Raw genomic sequence first — 16,602 nt, 5'->3', positions numbered from 1 at the left:
AGCGATGTAAATGGCGATGAAAAAGAAACGTGTATATGGTTTGATAGCAACTATGATGTTAGCAGCTAGTATTTTAGGAGCTTGTTCAGATAATAAAGAAAATAAAGCAGATACAAGCGGCAACGCCGACAATGTGAATGCTACGGGGATGCCCATTGTTAAAGAAAAAATTGAAGTAGATGGATTTGCAGCTAAGTTTTTTGCTTCACAAGATTGGAGTAGCTTAATGCTATGGGAAGAATACGAAAAAATGTCTAACATCCATATTAATTGGACAACAGTTCAAACAGAAGTATTAGCAGATAAAAAGAACTTACTTTTAGCAGCAGGGAACTATCCTGAAATTTTCTTTGCATCGGCATTCTCAAGAACTGATTTAATCAAGTATGGTCAGCAAGGCGTATTCATACCATTAAATGATTATATTGATAAATATGCACCGAATTTCAAAAAGCTTTTAGAAGAATACCCGACTGTAAAGCAAGGTATTACGATGGCAGATGGAAATATTTATGGTTTCCCTACAATCTATGATCCAAAGTTTGAATCGCTTCGTGTAGGAGCACCATGGATCAATCAGCAATGGCTAGATAAACTAGGCTTAAAATCACCTGAATCGACAGAAGACTTATATAAAGTACTTAAAGCATTTAAAGAAAACGACCCGAACGGTAACGGTCAGCAGGACGAGCAAGGCTGGGGAACTGGCTATGGAATTAAGCAAATTATTGATTATTTAAGAGGTTCATTTGGCTTGAACAAACAAGGAACGATGAACCCGAACTTAGACTTTAAAGAGGGAACTGAAGATTTCCGCTTCGTTCCAACGACAGACGAATACAAACAATTGATTGAATTTTTAAACAAATTATATAGCGAGGATTTAATCAATAAAGATGTATTCACAACAGAGCCTCAAAAATTCGCGGCAGAAGCAGGTAAAGGGACTTTCGGTATGCTAAGTGAAGTAGATCCGAAAGAATTGTTCAAATTAGATGGTTATGTAGGTGCGCATGTATTAGAAGGCCCTAATGGAGATCGTCAATATACAGCGATGTCTAACGGTCTTGGTAATTTAGGAATGTTTGTTTTAACAGATAAAGCGAAAAACCCTGAAGCGATGGTACGGTGGATTGACCATTTATATGGTGATGAGGGAACAAAAATGTTCTTCATGGGCTTTAAGGGTGTAACATACGAGGAAGATGCGGCGGGTAATGTAAAGTATGTAGATAACATTACCAACAACCCTAATGGTAAGAACTTAGATCAAGCAATAAGTGACTACCTAACATGGCCTGGTGGTTACTACCCTGGAATCGTTACACAAAAATATTTCCAAGGGGCAGAAGCTAAAGAAAATTCAATTAACAATGCTAAGCAAGTAATGCCATATGCATTGAAAGATGAAGACATTATTCCAGGTTTGAACTTCACATTAGAGGAAAATGATCAAGTGTCAGCTATTTTAACAGACATTCAAACATATGTGGATGAGATGACAGCAAGCTTTATTACAGGTAAGACAAGCTTCGACAAATGGGATGACTATAAGAAAACAATTGAGAAGATGGGCTTAGAGAAATATATGGAAGTAGCTCAAGCAGCATATGACCGAACAAAATAATAAAGTGTAACTTCATACAGTCGGTGTCACCCCATTGAATGATAAAAGAACACAAGCTAAAACACTCACTTCCTATGAAAACGCTTGTGTGACCAACAACCTATTGTCTCGAACTAATTGGACATTTACTGGCAGTTGAGCTTCAATTTATCCGTTTTGGATTACTCATTCTTTTGATGCGGATGCCTTACTGCCAGTTAATGCGGGAGAAGAATGAGACATGCGCGGCGAATTTAGCCGTGCATGGATTTCTATTGTAGGGAGGCAAAGTAAATGAAATTTGAAGGATGGAAAGGGAAATTATACTGGACAGTTGAGTTAATAACATTGTTAGCAGTGTTACAGTTAATGTGGATTGGCTTAACCTTACTTGGACTTGTTTTATTCGGAATTACTCCCGCAACTGTTGCGATGTTTACAACATTACGTAAAAGGTTGCAAGGGGAGGACGATTTAAAACTACTTATCAAAACATATTGGAAGACATATAAAATAGAGTTTATTTCATCAAATAAAATAGGCATTATCATTTTAGGTATCGGCTACTTTTTAACAATTAATTTCCAAATAATTTCATCGTTTCATGGGATGACAGGTTTACTATTGCTTACCTTATTTGTGACGATTAGTATTCTATTTTGCATTATGGTATTGAATATTTTTCAAATTTACGCTCATTATGAGCTACCCCCCATCCGTTACTTTGCTGTTTCGATATTATTTAGCGTAGCATATCCACTTCAAATGATTGGCTCTATTGTAGGGATTGCCGTATTGTATCGCATTTTTAGTTGGATTCCAGGATTATTGCCGTTTTTCGGCGTTAGTTTAACAGCTTTATTTTTATCTTGGATGTCATCGCATATTTTCACAAAGAAAACGGAAGCTGAAGCACAAATAAAAGCAGAACATTATCCCAATGAAGGGGTGACTTCATGAACAAGACATGGATCATTCATGCCAATATTGTGATGGAAGATGGCATTTTAGCGAATGGTTTTTTACAAATGGTAGACGGGAAAATTACAGTAATTGATCAAATGAATAATTGCCCCCCATTGATATCGGCTGACAATATTATTAATTGTCAGCAACAAGGCTATATTATCCCCGGGATGATTGATATACATGTACATGGTGCTCTAGGGCATGACTTTATGGATGGCGCCTCTGCTAATTATGCAATAATCGCAAAATATTTAGCAAGCGAAGGTGTAACAGCCTTTTTAGCAACAACGACGACAAGCCCTATGTCAGAAATTGAAGCTGCTATCGAAGCACTTGCGTTTTATAACAAAGAACAGCCTACTGCGGTAGCTGAAATGTTAGGAATTCACCTAGAAGGTCCATTTATCAATCGCTCAAAAAAGGGAGCGCAGCCAGAGGAATCAATCTTAAAACCAAATGCTAGGCAATTTAATGATTTATATGACAAGTCAGATCAATTAATTCGCCTGGTCACATTTGCACCAGAGGAAGATGTGAATTTTGATTTACTTCGGGCATTGAAAAGTAAAGATGTGATTGCATCTATTGGTCACTCCGACGCTAACTATGATATGACTATCCGTGCCATAAGAGAAGGTATTACACATGCAACCCATCTATTTAATGGAATGAGAGGCATTCATCATCGCGATCCAGGTGTTGTGGGGGCAGTGCTATTAGAAGATGATGTCTATGTTGAACTGATTCCAGATAATATACATTTTCATAAAGATTTGCTGTTGATGATTCGTAAAATGAAAGGTTTGAATCGCATGCTTGTCATTACTGATGGTATGCGTGCAAAGGGAATGCCAGACGGTATTTATACATTAGGTAGCGAAGAAGTAGAAGTGTTTGATAATCGCTGTATTCAACGTAAAACAGGCTCCTTAGCAGGAAGTGTGTTGAATATGAATACAGCAAGAAAAAACATAGAAGAGTGGCTGGCACTTTCACTAATCGAACAAGTTCGTCTTGTTTCTCTAAATCAAGCAATCCATTTAGGAGTTTCCAATCGTAAAGGCTCTCTCGCTGTAGGGAAAGATGCAGATGTTGTTTGGCTTAATGCTGAGGGAGAAATAGAGAAAACCTTTTGTTTAGGGAATCTTGCCTTTGAAAAGAATTGATATATCGATAGGCATCTTTTTGATTAGATGATATATTGATAACAAAACCTAGGAGAAGGATGAGTAGAAGATGAAACCGTTAGATCAAGCTAGTGTAATCCCGCTATATCATCAATTGAAACAAAGATTATCTGCTAAGATTCAATCGGGTGAGTGGAAGCCAGAGGATAAAATTGATTCTGAAAATCAATTGATGGAGATGTTTCGCGTCAGTCGAAATACTGCAAAGAAAGCAATCGAAGAATTAGTACAAGAAGGCAAACTATACCGTATTCAAGGGAAAGGCACTTTTGTTGCGAAGCCAAGGTTTGAACAATCGCTTGGTGGTTTTTATAGTTTTAGTCGTGTGCTTCAAGAAAAAGGTCTAAATCCAAGAGATGAAGTGCTTGAAATTCAGGAAGTATTCCCTTCAACAAAGGTAAGACACAGTCTTGAATTAGGAGAAGATGAACAAGTCATTGAAATGAAGCGCTTACGTTTTGCAGATAATGAACCAATTGTTTTAGAATCATCATTTTTACCTAAAAGTATCATCAAGGATAGTGAAATATTGCATGAGGTTAGTTCTTCCTCCTTGTATAGCCTATTAGCGCAACGTTTTGACATTATCGTTGTGAGGGCAAAAGAAGCTTTCGAACCTGTTCTCATTAGTAGAGATGAGGCGCATTTGTTGAAAACGGAGGCAGGAAAACCCGCTTTATTACTAGAACGTACTGCATTTGATACTTCAGGAAAGCCAGTCGAATTTTGCATTTCAATAGTAAGAGGTGATCGCTGCAGGTTTTATACAGAACTAAACTAAACTCATAGTTACTCTCTATGAGTTTCATAGTGTTAAAGAACAAAATGGCCAAGGTAATCTTTGTGAATGCTGGCATTTTAAATGTGGGTGATTTCTGTTTCTCTGACTACTCGCTGAGGGTCGAGCTCTTTCTCCGCTTACGTTACTTCTGACACTTCGCTTTCGCACAGAAAAAACATTTGTCTTGGATGCTACGTAAGTATTACGCTTTTACACAAACGTGAAGAGTTCCGTTTATCGTTTAATAAATGAAGTATCATGCTAGAAGATACATGCTAAGTGTAGTGTTTGATTTGAGTGCAAGACTGAGCGACCCCTTGGCAATCACAGAGATGATCCTGTAACAAACTTATAGAGGAACGAAGGCTAAAAGTATTCGTGTCCTGTGATAACGCCTTCGTGACCAACATCCTTTTGGCTTAAAAGGCTAATTGGACGCCCTTGGAAAGTGCTCAGTCAGAACGGAAATCAACCCATTTGTTTTGTCGGTGAGTTCATAATTGTTTTTTAACAATGTCACATCAATTATCTGAATTTTTATACTATAAATTATACCAACAACCCATTGAGGGAGGAACTCGATTATGCCATTAGTGACGACGAAAGAAATGTTAGAAGACGCTTATAGAAATAATTATGCAATTGGTGCTTTCGGGGCGCATAATTTGGAAATTATTAAAGCGGTTATTGCAGGGGCAGAGAAAGTTGGTGCACCTGTTATTTTACAAACGACTTCAAGCACTTATAAATATGTAGAAATGCATTATATGATTGCGCTTGTTAAAACAGCTGCTGAACAAGCAAAAGTACCAGTAGCCCTACATTTGGATCACGGTGAGTCATATAAAGTTGTAATGGAATGTTTACGAGCAGGCTATACGTCGGTGATGATTGATGGTTCTACATTACCTTTTGAGGAAAATATTAATCTTGTGAAAAAAGTTGTAGATGCTGCAAGTGCGATTCATGTGCCTGTCGAAGCAGAGCTTGGAACAATTGGTGGTGTAGAAGATGATGTAACGGTTGACGAGAAAAATGCCTTTTTCACTGATCCTAAACTAGCTGAACGCTTTGTGAATGAAACAGGTATCCAATCGTTCGCGCCAGCTTTTGGCACAGCACACGGTAAGTATAAGCAAGAACCACAGCTACAATTCGAACTACTGCAGGAAATTCATCGTGCTACAAATGTGCCGTTAGTAATGCATGGTGCATCAGGTGTACCAGAAGAAAGCGTACGTAAATCTTTAAATTGCGGTATTGCAAAAGTGAATTTTTCAACAGAGCTAAAAGATTTATTTGCCGAGCAATTAAGAGCCTTCTTTATAGAAAATCCGACTGAAAATGATCCAAGAAAGTATTTTCTTCCTGCACGAGAGGCACTAATTGAGTTAGTAGAGCAAAAGATTGTGATGCTACAAAAATGATTACGACGATAACTTTAAATGCTGCCATTGATCAAGTATATGAAATGAATTCTTTAATGCTTGGTGAGACAAATCGTGTATTGCAGAAGTTGCAGCAAGGTGGAGGAAAAGGCATTAATGTTGCACGCGTCATTCAAACGCTGGGTGGTGAAGTGTTCATTGGTGGTTTCGTTGGTGGACTAAATGGGGAAAAAATAAAGGCACTTTTAAAGGAAGAGAAAATGCAAACAGGGTTTATTCAAATAGAGGGCGAAAGTCGAATTTGTCTAACCGTTTCAAATAAGCAAACGAAGGAAATGACCGAGCTTTTAGAAGACGGGCCAACGATTCATCAGCATGAATGGCAAGAAATGCTGAATTGGATTGAAACCCAAGCGGAGAGTTCTGAATATTTCGTGCTCTCAGGAAGTCTACCTAAGGGTGTACCGATAGCTGCTTATGCAATGATTATTCGATTATTAAAACAAAAAGGTGTTCGGGTTGCTCTCGATACGAGCGGAGAAGCCTTGATGCAAGGTGTAGAGGCAATACCCTTTGTCATTAAACCTAATGAGGATGAAGTTGTCCAATTGATAGGAAAGCAAGTAGTTGCACAGAATGACTTAATTCAAGCTGGTAAAAAACTACAAGAATTAGGGATTGAGCATGTTTGTTTTTCATCGGGCGAGAAAGGTGCTTTATTCGTAAATCCTTCAGGGGTATACCAAATAAATGCACCGAGGATTAATGTTGTAAATACAGTTGGTAGCGGTGATGCCTTTTTAGGAGGACTTGTTTATAAACTTTCACTAGGTGCTGACTATATAGAGGCATATAAATGGGCTGTTGCATGTGGCTCGGCAAATGCGGGCGAAAAAGAAATTGGAAGGGTACAAAAGGAGACTGTTGAAAGCCTTATAAAAGAGCTACAAATAACTAAAATTAAAGAGAGATAGGGGTTTTACTGATGCACACATATAATGAAATTATGAAACAAGCTCAACAATTAGTTAAAACAAAAGAGTTTGTTCAGTCGCTTACATTCAATGAAGATGCTGTAGACATAGTTCTTTTCACAGGATGTGGGACATCATTTTATTTAGCAATTGCAGCTGCACGTTATTACCAATCGGCTACAGGAGAAGTAGCAGTAGCAGTCCCAGCATCTGAGTTATTTTTACACACGGATACCCATATTCTATCAAATAAAAAGTATAATATTATCGGTATTTCACGCTCAGGAACAACTTCTGAAATTATTATGGCATTAGAGCATTTGAACGGAGCAGAGAATATACGTACAATGGCAGTTACGTGTAATGGTGATACACCAATGGCTGAAGTAGCAGATGAAGTGATTGCCTTAAACGATATTTCAGAAAAAAGTGTTGTAATGACGCAATCATTTTCTAATATGTTATATGCGCTTCAACTATACGCGGCAAAGATTAGTCAACGTGTTGAATTGATGAACCAATTAGAAAAAATCCCTGCACTTGTTACAACAGCATTAGGCAATGGGGAGCAGTTAAAGCAGGTGACAGAGGATTTAACGAAAAAGCGCTTTATCTTTTTAGGGTCAGGTGCTTATAACGGATTAGCTAAAGAAGCAACATTAAAGCTAAAGGAAATGACACAAACAGAATGTGAAAGCTATTCGAATTTAGAATTCCGCCACGGTCCAATTTCTATTGTAGATAAAAAGACTGTCGTTATTTTATTTACACAAAACGAAACGAAGGACTTTGATCAGGCGTTAATAAAGGATATTCAAAAACTTGGTGGTTTTGTTGGTGTAATTGGTATAGCTTCAGCAGACTTGGAAGCAGATTTAATCATTAGACTTTCAGAAGAAATAGATGACTTGAATCGCCTTGTTGAAGTAGTTCCGTATTTCCAATTGTTAGCGTATCAACGTGCAATATTCAAAGGCTATGACCCAGATAAACCGCGTAATTTAACGCAAGTCGTAAGCCTTTAAATAAAAATGGAACACTTCACTCAGTGAGGACTTCTTCATCCTCCATTTAATAATAAAGAGGTAAAAGTTACTGTGTAATTAACGTCCTGTTGTCCCGAATCAATAGGGCACTACTGGTAGTTAATTCAGGATAAGGAAATCGGTGGTGAAAAGATGAGTTACATTTTAGTAGCAGACGTAGGTGGAACAAAATTAGCAGCGGCTTTATTCGATATAAATCAGCAATTGTTGAGCACAAAAGAAGTGGCTAGTGATAAAACAAATCGAGAAGCATTATTTGCTTGTCTGCTTGATAGCTTTGCACAGCTATGTGCAGAAAAGGAAGTTACCTTTAATGAAATTTCAAAGGTATGTATTGGTGTGCCTGGTATCGTTGATATTGAAAAAGGTATCGCGGTTTATCAAAATAATATACCTTGGGGGAACTTTCCGATTTGTGCGCGTTTAACTGAAGTGTTCCCATATGCTCATATTAAAATGGACAACGATGTGTATATAGCAACATGGGGAGAATATCGAGCTAGAGAGTTCTCCAAAGAAACAATGGTATATGTTACATTAAGTACCGGTATTTCTTGCTGTACGGTTGTCAATGGTGAATTTTTAAGGGGAACCGGATTAGCTGGTGAAATTGGCTATAGTATTGTCGATAATGACGGAACTACATTAGAAGAAAGTGTAGCTGGGCCAGCCATCGAAAAATTAGGAAGAGAGCTACTCGGTGATTCTGAGATATTATTGAAGGATATTATGGAACTTTATTACAATGGGAATTCTATCGTCGATAAGATTTTGGAGCCATTAGTCCAATCCGTAGAGAAACAGTTGCAGCAAATGATTTTACTGCTTGATCCACATTGTATCGTTTTAGGGGGAGGCTTTTTTAATCATCATCTTAAAATCATTGACTATATTAAAGAAGCGATTCAGCAGCGTTTTGTAGGGACACCTTTTGCAGGGAAAGAACAAATCATTGAAAGCAGCATTCATAAAGGTGAAGCGGGTCTTTACGGAGCAGCGATAAAATAACAAAAGGCAGTAAACAAATGAGCGTTTGTTTGCTGCCTTTTTCTATTAATAATTTTAAAGGATACGAAGGTAAAATTTCCGCAGGAAGGGAAGCGGATTTTTAAACTTTAACCTTAACGAATGCGTTTCTCTGTTTCTAAGTCAAAAAAATGAACACGTGACATGTCAAATAGTAGATTTGCGACCTGACCTTGTGTAATTTTTGTATCGGAATTCACTCGCGCGATATAAGGCTGACCATTTAATTGCGTATGTAACATCAGCTCAGCACCTGTTAATTCTGATACTTCAATATTCGCCTCAACTGCTGTAAAGAACGGTTCGGGAATTACAGAAGATTTTTCATAAATATGCTCTGGTCGGATGCCAAGAAACAGCTCTTTTTGTAAATAACCTCGTTCTTTTAATAATTTACTTTTTTCTGTTGGAATAGTTAGCGTAATATCATCAATCTGAATCCCATTTCCTTGGAATATTCCTTTAAAGAAGTTCATTGATGGTGAGCCGATAAAGCCGCCAACAAATTTGTTCTCTGGTGTTCCATATACTTCTTCAGGTGTCCCGATTTGTTGAACTATACCATCCTTCATTACAACGAGACGAGTTGCCATTGTCATCGCTTCTGTCTGATCGTGTGTTACATAAATAGTAGTCGTTTTTAATCGTTGGTGAAGCTTTGTAATTTCAGCGCGCATTTGTACGCGAAGCTTTGCATCTAAATTGGACAGAGGCTCGTCCATTAAGAAAATATTTGCATCGCGGACGATTGCTCGACCAAGTGCTACACGTTGCCTCTGCCCACCTGATAGAGCTTTCGGCTTGCGATCTAAATACTTTTCTAAATCGAGAATTGCAGCTGCATTGTGGACACGCTCTTTTATTTCCTGCTTAGAAAACTTGCGAAGCTTTAAGCCAAATGCCATATTATCATATACTGTCATATGTGGATATAGTGCATAGTTTTGGAAAACCATCGCAATATCTCGATCCTTAGAAGGTACATTGTTCATTTTCTTGCCATCTATTAAAAAATCACCAGACGAAATTTCCTCTAAGCCGGCAATCATTCGTAATGTTGTCGATTTCCCACAACCGGAAGGCCCAACAAGTGCAATAAACTCCCGATCTTGAATCGCTAAATTAAAGTCAGATACAGCTGTTACACCGCCATCATATGTTTTAATAATATTTTTAAGTATGATTTTTTCCATGTTTGTAAGCCCCTTTGTTCGTTTTTTTAAGTGTATAAAAAGTGCGGGGGAAAACTAAATGTTTAAAATGCATAATTTTCAGTTATTATTTTTGTGCATTTTGTAATTTTGATCGAAGAAAGCTAGCAATATAGACGAGTATAGCGCCGTCTAGATTTTTTGTAGAAATATTTGTTGTTTCTTGAAATTTTGCTAAACGGTAATTAAGCGTATTACGATGAATATGTAGTTTCTTTGATGTCAAAGAAATATTTAAACCACATTCGTAAAATGTCTTGACTGTATCAAGCAACTCCCTATCAGACTGCAAAGGTATTAAAATTTGTTCTTCTATAAATTTCAATATGGAAGCAGGCATTTGTTGCGTTAATAAAATAGGGAATATCGTTTCAAATGAATAAAACTGTTCAGCATTTTTATAATGTAAGCATTCCTCGAACCATTGAGCTTCCCGTTGGAACTTACTTGGGAATTGCTTATTTATTTCATAAGCTTCGCCTTGATACAAATGAATTTGAACGAAAAAATCTGTTTCAATTGTGCGAATAAGTGCAATGAAATCTTCCTTTTTATTAATCGAACTATCCATAGCCTCAATTAATAGAAAGCAATTTGTGGCAACCTGAAGTACTACCGTATCTTGCTGGAAAAAATTCAAAACAGCTTCTTTTAATTCTTCAGCAGGAGGATTATCATTTAAAAAGATTAGCTGAATAACGCGGGCTTTGCTATATGATAGCTTAGATGGTATGTCACCGTTCAAATATAAAAATTCATACCAAATTTCTGATGGTTGAGATATTGTAGAAGTAATCTCAGTATAAAAAACAGTGAGCCAGTGGTAGTCACGCTGTGAAACCTCTTGCTTTGAAACAGAAAACCATTCATTTGCTTGTTGATGGTAGAAATAATAAAAGTCATACATTAACTCAGTTGGCTTTGTTCGATAATGACGGTAAGTAGAAAACAATGCTTTGAGATTTAAGTTCATTAGATAACTCCTTCCTTTTACTATAACCATTAGACGTACAACGAGTGTTCAAAAACCTTTACGGTGATACTCTTTCCTATAATATTCTGTAACCAAATATGAACTGCTCCCTTACAAGCGGACAGTGGAAATAATAAAAACATTTTAAGCGGTTTGAGCGCTGTATTCCAATGGGCTTAAGCCGTTTAGTCCTTTTTTGGGAATGTTCTTTTTTTGTTGTTGACGTACAGTGTAGCCATTTACAATAAGCAGCACGAGATATACTAGCCATTTCAGTGTAACATTTTGTATTTCAATGAACATTAGGAAGTGTCAAAACTAATAGAAGGAGAGATGTTATCTATATTCGGAAGAAAGATTGATAACATTCTTGGAGGGGTATCCCATATAATGAAGAGATAGAATATTTAGTTTTTGGACAGATGCAAAATGGAGGCGTAAAATGCTAATCAAATCAAATGAACAATTGCTAGTTGTATTAGATAATTTATTACGTGAACCGCAAAATTTTTGGGATGGATTGTATGATCAAACATTTAAAAAGGTACCTTTTTTTGTTAATAAACCTGATAAAAATCTAGTAAGCAATTTTGAAAAGGGATTTGGCCAAATAGAGTTTTAGAGTTAGGTTGTGGCGCAGGATGAAATGCCATTTACTTAGCAAAGCAAGGCTGTTCAGTTGTTGGTGTTGATATATCGGATCATGCATTACAATGGGCACAAAAAAGGGTTGATGAAGCAAACGTAAATGTAGATTTCATTTGTGCTAATATTTTTGAACTGAATCTACAAGAAGAGAGCTTTGATTTTATTTATGATTCAGGCTGTTTTTACCACATAGCCCCTCATCGTCGTGTGACGTATATTGAATTGATTCACAAATTATTAAAGCCTAATGGTTACTTCGCTTTATGCTCATTTGAGGAACATGGTGCATATGGTGGTTCTGCCATCTCAGATGAAGAAGTTTTAATCCTCAATTATAATTAGCCTATTATAGGTGCAATTCTTCATTTTGAAGGATTGCATTTTTTCGAGCTAGAAAACCATACCACAAGGAAGGGAAAATCCCTATACTGTGGACCTTTTGAGACGGATACAGTTATGCAAAAATAAAGCAAGGGGGTCAAGGAAGTGTTTAATGATTTTAAGCTTATAGGTAATCGTCCGGTTTATATTCAATTAAAAGATTATTTAAAAGAAATGATTATGAAGGGACACTTGCTGGAGCATCAGAAGCTTCCATCTACCCGTGAACTTAGTAAATTATTATCGATCAGTAGAAATACGGTACTGAATGCATATGCAGATTTAGAGCAAGAGGGCATGATCTATGCAGAGAAAGGAAAAGGGAATTTTGTAGGGAAAGTCGAAACGTTGAAAGCTTCCACTGTCGAATTTAATTGGAAGGAGAGGCTGAATAACGTTACCTTGTTGGCTGATGAATTAGATTTAAGGAAGCAAGATATTCACTGGGAAAAAGGGATGATTTCCTTCAATAGTGTTGCCCCCGAAGAAAAGCTTTTTGATGTTGAAAATTTTAAAAGAGCCTTTCTGACCCGGATGTCCCTTGAAGGAGATGTCGTTTTGAATTACGGATACGCAAAGGGTTATAAACCTTTAATCGAGTACCTTCTTCACTATATGGAAGTGAAAGGTGTAGATATCTCCAACAAGGATATTTTGATTACGAATGGCTTTACCGAGGGATTGGATATTTTATTATCTTCCTTAGCAAAAAAATCTGGGCGTGTCATTTGCGAAAATCCAACTCATCATGCGGCATTGAAGCTTTTTCGCTTACATGGATTTGATATCCACGGAATCGACATGAAGGATGACGGTATCGATATTGAACAAGTTGAGAAAAGCTTATCGGAAAAGGAATTTGATTTTGCCTACTTAATCCCGTCCTATCATAATCCGACAGGTATTGTTACATCCTCTGAAAAAAGAGCTGAAATTATTAGGCTTTTTTCACAATATCAAATTCCGATTGTGGAGGATGGCTTTAATGAGGAATTACGTTATTCAGGCTCACATTTAGCACCGTTAATGACCTTTATTGGAGCGGGTAACAATGTTATCTATATTAGTAGCTTTTCCAAAATTCTTTTTCCGGGATTACGTGTTGGGTGGATATTAGCAGATAAGGAACTCATCCACTGTTTGGAAAGTATGAAAAGAGCCCGTACAATTCATACATCGACATTAGATCAGGCAGTACTTTATCAATATTTACAGGATGGTTATTTTGAAAAATATTTAAAAAAGGCCAAGTTCGTATATAAGAAAAAATATGAGCTAGCACGTCAAGCCTGCTATCAATACATTCCTTTTAAAAGAATGACAGGAGATGGTGGACTTCATCTCTTTATTGAGCTAGAAAAAGGAATGAGTGCTCGTACACTATTGGAAAAGTGCTATCAAAAAGGAGTCGTCTTTTATCCTGGTGACGTTTTTTACAGCAATGACGAAGGTAGTAACACCTTTCGATTAGGATTTTCTCGGCTCAAAGAAGAGGATATTGTCCGTGGTATTAAGATTATTGGTGATACTTTGAAAAATGAAATGGGGAGTTGAACATATGAAAGTTGGCGTTATTATGGGGGGCGTTTCCTCAGAAAAGCAAGTCTCTATTATGACAGGGGAAGAAATGATCACTCATTTAGATAAGAGTAAATACGAAGCGGTAGCTATTAAAGTAAATGACAAGGCAGAGCTTATTGAAAAGGTGAGAAATATCGATATTGCTTTATTAGCACTACATGGCAAGTTTGGAGAGGATGGCACGATTCAAGGTGTACTAGAAACTATGGGCGTTCCATATACAGGTAGTGGTATACTTTCAAGCAGTATTTGTATGGATAAAAATATTTCGAAAAAAATTCTACGTTATGAGGGCATTGAAACACCGGATTGGCTTCATCTTTCGAATATCAATGAGCTTCAGTTCGATGAATTAGACAAAATGGGGTATCCGTTAGTAGTAAAACCTAATTCGGGTGGTTCCAGTGTAGGGGTAAAAATAGTACACGATAAGGATGCCTTACTAACAGCAGTTGCGGAAGTATTCAAATGGGATGCAGAAATCATTATTGAAAAATATATAAAGGGTGAAGAGATAACATGCTCCATTTTGGACGGGGAGCTATTACCGGTTATTTCAATTCGCCATACAGCGCAGTTCTTTGACTATAAAGCGAAATATGAGGATGCCGCTACGATAGAGGAGGTAGTAGAACTTCCGCCTGCCATACATGAACGTGTTGCTGAAGCCGCAAAAGCCTGCTATAGCGCATTAAAATGTAGTGTTTATGCCAGAATCGATATGATGATCAAGGATGGAATCCCATATGTCATGGAGGTTAACACATTGCCTGGGATGACAAAAAACAGCCTACTCCCAAAAAGTGCATCCTCGGCAGGAATTACTTATACAAAACTTTTAGATAGGATTATTGAAATTTCCTTGGCTCATCGGATGCTCCCAGGGAAGCGCCCAGCCGGAACGGAAATCAACCCTACGTTATGATGGGCTAAAGTATGTTCAATAGAAAAAACACCTCTATGTTGATTTTTAAAGGGATAATCCCCATTTTCAACAAAAGGTGTTTTTTCAGTTTAGATGAGCCTCACTAAGCCTTAGATAATTCAATAAATCCATGTCCAAAAACATCTCGTACATCATGAATAGCAATAAAGGCATCCGCGTCTATGTCTTTGACGATTTTCTTTAGTTTTACAACTTCCTGTTTACTAATGACAATATACAGAATTTCTTTTTGCTCCTTCGTATAATAGCCATGGCCTGATAGGACCGTCACGCCTCGATTCATAAAACCATTCACATGACTTGCAATCTCTTCTGGCTTTTTCGAAATAATAGTAACGGCCTTTTTCGGGTTTACACCTTCAATAACAAACTCCATCACCTTTGTTCCGACATAAAGCATAATGACAGTAAGCATTAATGCTTCTGCTCCGATAATAAAGTAAGATGAAAAAGCAACTATTAAATCAAAAAACAATAAACCGTAACTAATACTCCAGCCTAAATATTTGTTCGTCATTCTAGCTAAGATTGTTGAACCGGCTGTTGTTCCACCAACTCTTATAATTAGGCCTATACCAACTCCAGCAAACACCCCGCCAAAAATAGCATTCACAATAATTTCATTTGAAGAAATCGACCACGATTCTGTTAAATGTAAAAACAGTGAATGAAGGGATACTGCAATAATCGTATAAATAGTCGTTTGCCTACTTAAAAATTTATAGCCAACTACTAATAAAGCTGCGTTTAGCGCAAAGCTCACAATACTTGGCGACCATCCAAATAAATAATAGGAGATAATCGTTAAACCTGTTACGCCACCTTCACCTAAATCATTAGGTATAACAAATAAGTTTACAGCCAGTGCAAAAAGCAGCGCCCCGATCGTAATCATTAAAAAATCCATAATGAACTTCTTCATATATACACCACCAGAACAAATTGATTTTTTCCTAAATACATACTATATCAAGTTCTAAACATTTTATATACTTTTTGGAATGTTCGTTTATGATAAATATCTATAATTGTTAGTATGTCCTTAATTAGAGCAAAAGTCGAATTGAAAAAAATAGTTCATGAAGCTGCTATTAAATAGTTATGTGGAATCACACTGAAATCAGCTTATAATATATACTATATCCGAAACTTAAAGTTTGAAGTTAAAGTTATTTAAAAGATAATCTTTCAAAACTAGGGTGTGAAATAATTGGGGAAGATTTAAAGAACAAATAATAAGGGGTGTTAGAAGCAGTTATGGATCAATCGTTAGCAATTCGTAATATTAAAATGAGTTTGAGAATATTAAATGTATTATTAATATCTACTATAGTAATCATTTCTTCATTTATCTTATTACTTTTTGGTTTATTCGTTGTAGCTTTAACAGTCTCTGGTGAGAAGATTAGTAAACTAGTTTTAGATTCTAACATTGACATTTCTTTTAAAATTAATGGAATAACTGTTTTTTTTAATAAAGATATAATGAATAATTTTGTTTATGATAAAAGTGAAACAATCGTATTAATTTTACTCTTGATGATCTTTGCTTTGATTTTTATGTCAATTTTTATTTTACTATGGAAATTTGTTAAATCAGTGATTGTTGGGGATGTATTTACTCTTAGAAATAGTAAAAGAATAGAGTTAGTGGGGTATAGTTTATTAATTTTGAGTTTTTTAAGTAATACGGTTCAAGCATACTTATTTTCAACGGTATTACATATGTTTTTAAACAATAATGAATTAGACAATATTGAATGGATTCAATCCGTTTCTTTTAGATTTTTTGATATGATGATTTGTCAAATTAAGTGCAACAATTGCTCATTAAAAGCCTCGTTTGCAGTTTTCCAACCAAGACATTTTCTTGGTCGGTTGTTGA

Annotated in this window: 16 protein-coding genes; 13 read left to right on the top strand and 3 right to left on the bottom strand. The window is 36.5% G+C overall.

Translation table 11 applies throughout. The features are described 5' to 3' along the window. The first annotated feature begins 16 nt into the window (after positions 1–16). The 8 genes from ACQKOF_RS18875 (at position 17) to ACQKOF_RS18840 (ending at position 8,959) form a co-directional block, all read left to right on the top strand. A complete protein-coding gene (locus ACQKOF_RS18875) occupies positions 17–1,627 on the top strand; it encodes an extracellular solute-binding protein (RefSeq protein ID WP_427560431.1) in 1,611 nt (536 codons plus the stop codon). Between the two features lie 273 nt (positions 1,628–1,900). Continuing rightward, on the top strand, positions 1,901–2,566 hold the full coding sequence (locus tag ACQKOF_RS18870) for a YesL family protein (protein WP_427560305.1): 666 nt from the start codon (positions 1,901–1,903) through the stop codon (positions 2,564–2,566). Beyond that, entirely contained in the window at positions 2,563–3,741 is a 1,179-nt protein-coding gene (nagA, locus tag ACQKOF_RS18865; RefSeq protein ID WP_427560302.1) for an N-acetylglucosamine-6-phosphate deacetylase, read from the top strand. The genes ACQKOF_RS18870 and nagA overlap by 4 nt, the downstream gene beginning before the upstream one ends. A gap of 70 nt (positions 3,742–3,811) precedes the next feature. Then, positions 3,812–4,543 (top strand): GntR family transcriptional regulator, encoded by a 732-nt coding sequence (locus ACQKOF_RS18860; protein ID WP_370077300.1) that lies wholly within the window; start codon positions 3,812–3,814, stop codon positions 4,541–4,543. 584 nt (positions 4,544–5,127) lie between these two features. Next, complete coding sequence (locus ACQKOF_RS18855) at positions 5,128–5,970, top strand: class II fructose-bisphosphate aldolase (RefSeq protein ID WP_427560299.1); 843 nt, start codon at positions 5,128–5,130, stop codon at positions 5,968–5,970. Further along, positions 5,967–6,905: a 1-phosphofructokinase gene (pfkB, locus tag ACQKOF_RS18850; protein WP_427560296.1), complete on the top strand. Its 939-nt coding sequence runs from the start codon at positions 5,967–5,969 to the stop codon at positions 6,903–6,905. The genes ACQKOF_RS18855 and pfkB overlap by 4 nt, the downstream gene beginning before the upstream one ends. Positions 6,906–6,916: 11 nt before the next feature. Next, the gene (locus ACQKOF_RS18845; RefSeq protein WP_427560293.1) at positions 6,917–7,930 is read left to right on the top strand and encodes an SIS domain-containing protein; all 1,014 of its coding nucleotides are present in this window, start codon (positions 6,917–6,919) and stop codon (positions 7,928–7,930) included. Positions 7,931–8,083: 153 nt separating this feature from the next. Beyond that, complete coding sequence (locus ACQKOF_RS18840; RefSeq protein ID WP_427560290.1) at positions 8,084–8,959, top strand: ROK family protein; 876 nt, start codon at positions 8,084–8,086, stop codon at positions 8,957–8,959. Between the two features lie 113 nt (positions 8,960–9,072). On the opposite strand, the gene ACQKOF_RS18835 is transcribed toward ACQKOF_RS18840, so the two are convergent. Continuing rightward, entirely contained in the window at positions 9,073–10,170 is a 1,098-nt protein-coding gene (locus ACQKOF_RS18835; protein ID WP_427560287.1) for an ABC transporter ATP-binding protein, read from the bottom strand. An 85-nt stretch (positions 10,171–10,255) separates the two neighbouring features. Continuing rightward, positions 10,256–11,161, bottom strand: coding sequence for a PucR family transcriptional regulator (locus tag ACQKOF_RS18830; RefSeq protein WP_427560284.1), 906 nt, complete (start codon positions 11,159–11,161; stop codon positions 10,256–10,258). A 442-nt stretch (positions 11,162–11,603) separates the two neighbouring features. On the opposite strand from ACQKOF_RS18830, the gene ACQKOF_RS18825 reads away from it, so the two are divergent. The 4 genes from ACQKOF_RS18825 to ACQKOF_RS18810 all read left to right on the top strand — a co-directional run bounded on the left by ACQKOF_RS18825 (position 11,604) and on the right by ACQKOF_RS18810 (position 14,696). Further along, the gene (locus tag ACQKOF_RS18825; protein WP_427560281.1) at positions 11,604–11,783 is read left to right on the top strand and encodes a hypothetical protein; all 180 of its coding nucleotides are present in this window, start codon (positions 11,604–11,606) and stop codon (positions 11,781–11,783) included. A 29-nt stretch (positions 11,784–11,812) separates the two neighbouring features. Further along, on the top strand, positions 11,813–12,151 hold the full coding sequence (locus tag ACQKOF_RS18820) for a class I SAM-dependent methyltransferase (RefSeq protein WP_427560428.1): 339 nt from the start codon (positions 11,813–11,815) through the stop codon (positions 12,149–12,151). A gap of 144 nt (positions 12,152–12,295) precedes the next feature. Next, positions 12,296–13,744, top strand: coding sequence for a PLP-dependent aminotransferase family protein (locus ACQKOF_RS18815; protein ID WP_427560278.1), 1,449 nt, complete (start codon positions 12,296–12,298; stop codon positions 13,742–13,744). Positions 13,745–13,748: 4 nt separating this feature from the next. Continuing rightward, positions 13,749–14,696, top strand: a complete 948-nt coding sequence (locus tag ACQKOF_RS18810; RefSeq protein ID WP_427560275.1) for a D-alanine--D-alanine ligase — start codon at positions 13,749–13,751, stop codon at positions 14,694–14,696. Between the two features lie 103 nt (positions 14,697–14,799). Here the strand turns inward: ACQKOF_RS18810 and ACQKOF_RS18805 are convergent, their stop codons facing one another. Continuing rightward, a complete protein-coding gene (locus tag ACQKOF_RS18805) occupies positions 14,800–15,639 on the bottom strand; it encodes a YitT family protein (RefSeq protein ID WP_427560273.1) in 840 nt (279 codons plus the stop codon). Positions 15,640–15,974: 335 nt separating this feature from the next. Here ACQKOF_RS18805 and ACQKOF_RS18800 point away from each other — a divergent pair. Next, a partial coding sequence (locus tag ACQKOF_RS18800; protein ID WP_427560270.1) for a hypothetical protein occupies positions 15,975–16,602 on the top strand: 628 nt, incomplete at its 3' end.

This window comes from Lysinibacillus sp. NPDC093190 (assembly GCF_050280425.1).
GTDB lineage: Bacteria > Bacillota > Bacilli > Bacillales_A > Planococcaceae > Lysinibacillus.
The sequence above is the reverse complement of the archived record's forward strand: the minus strand, read 5'-3'. Positions and strand labels throughout refer to the sequence as shown.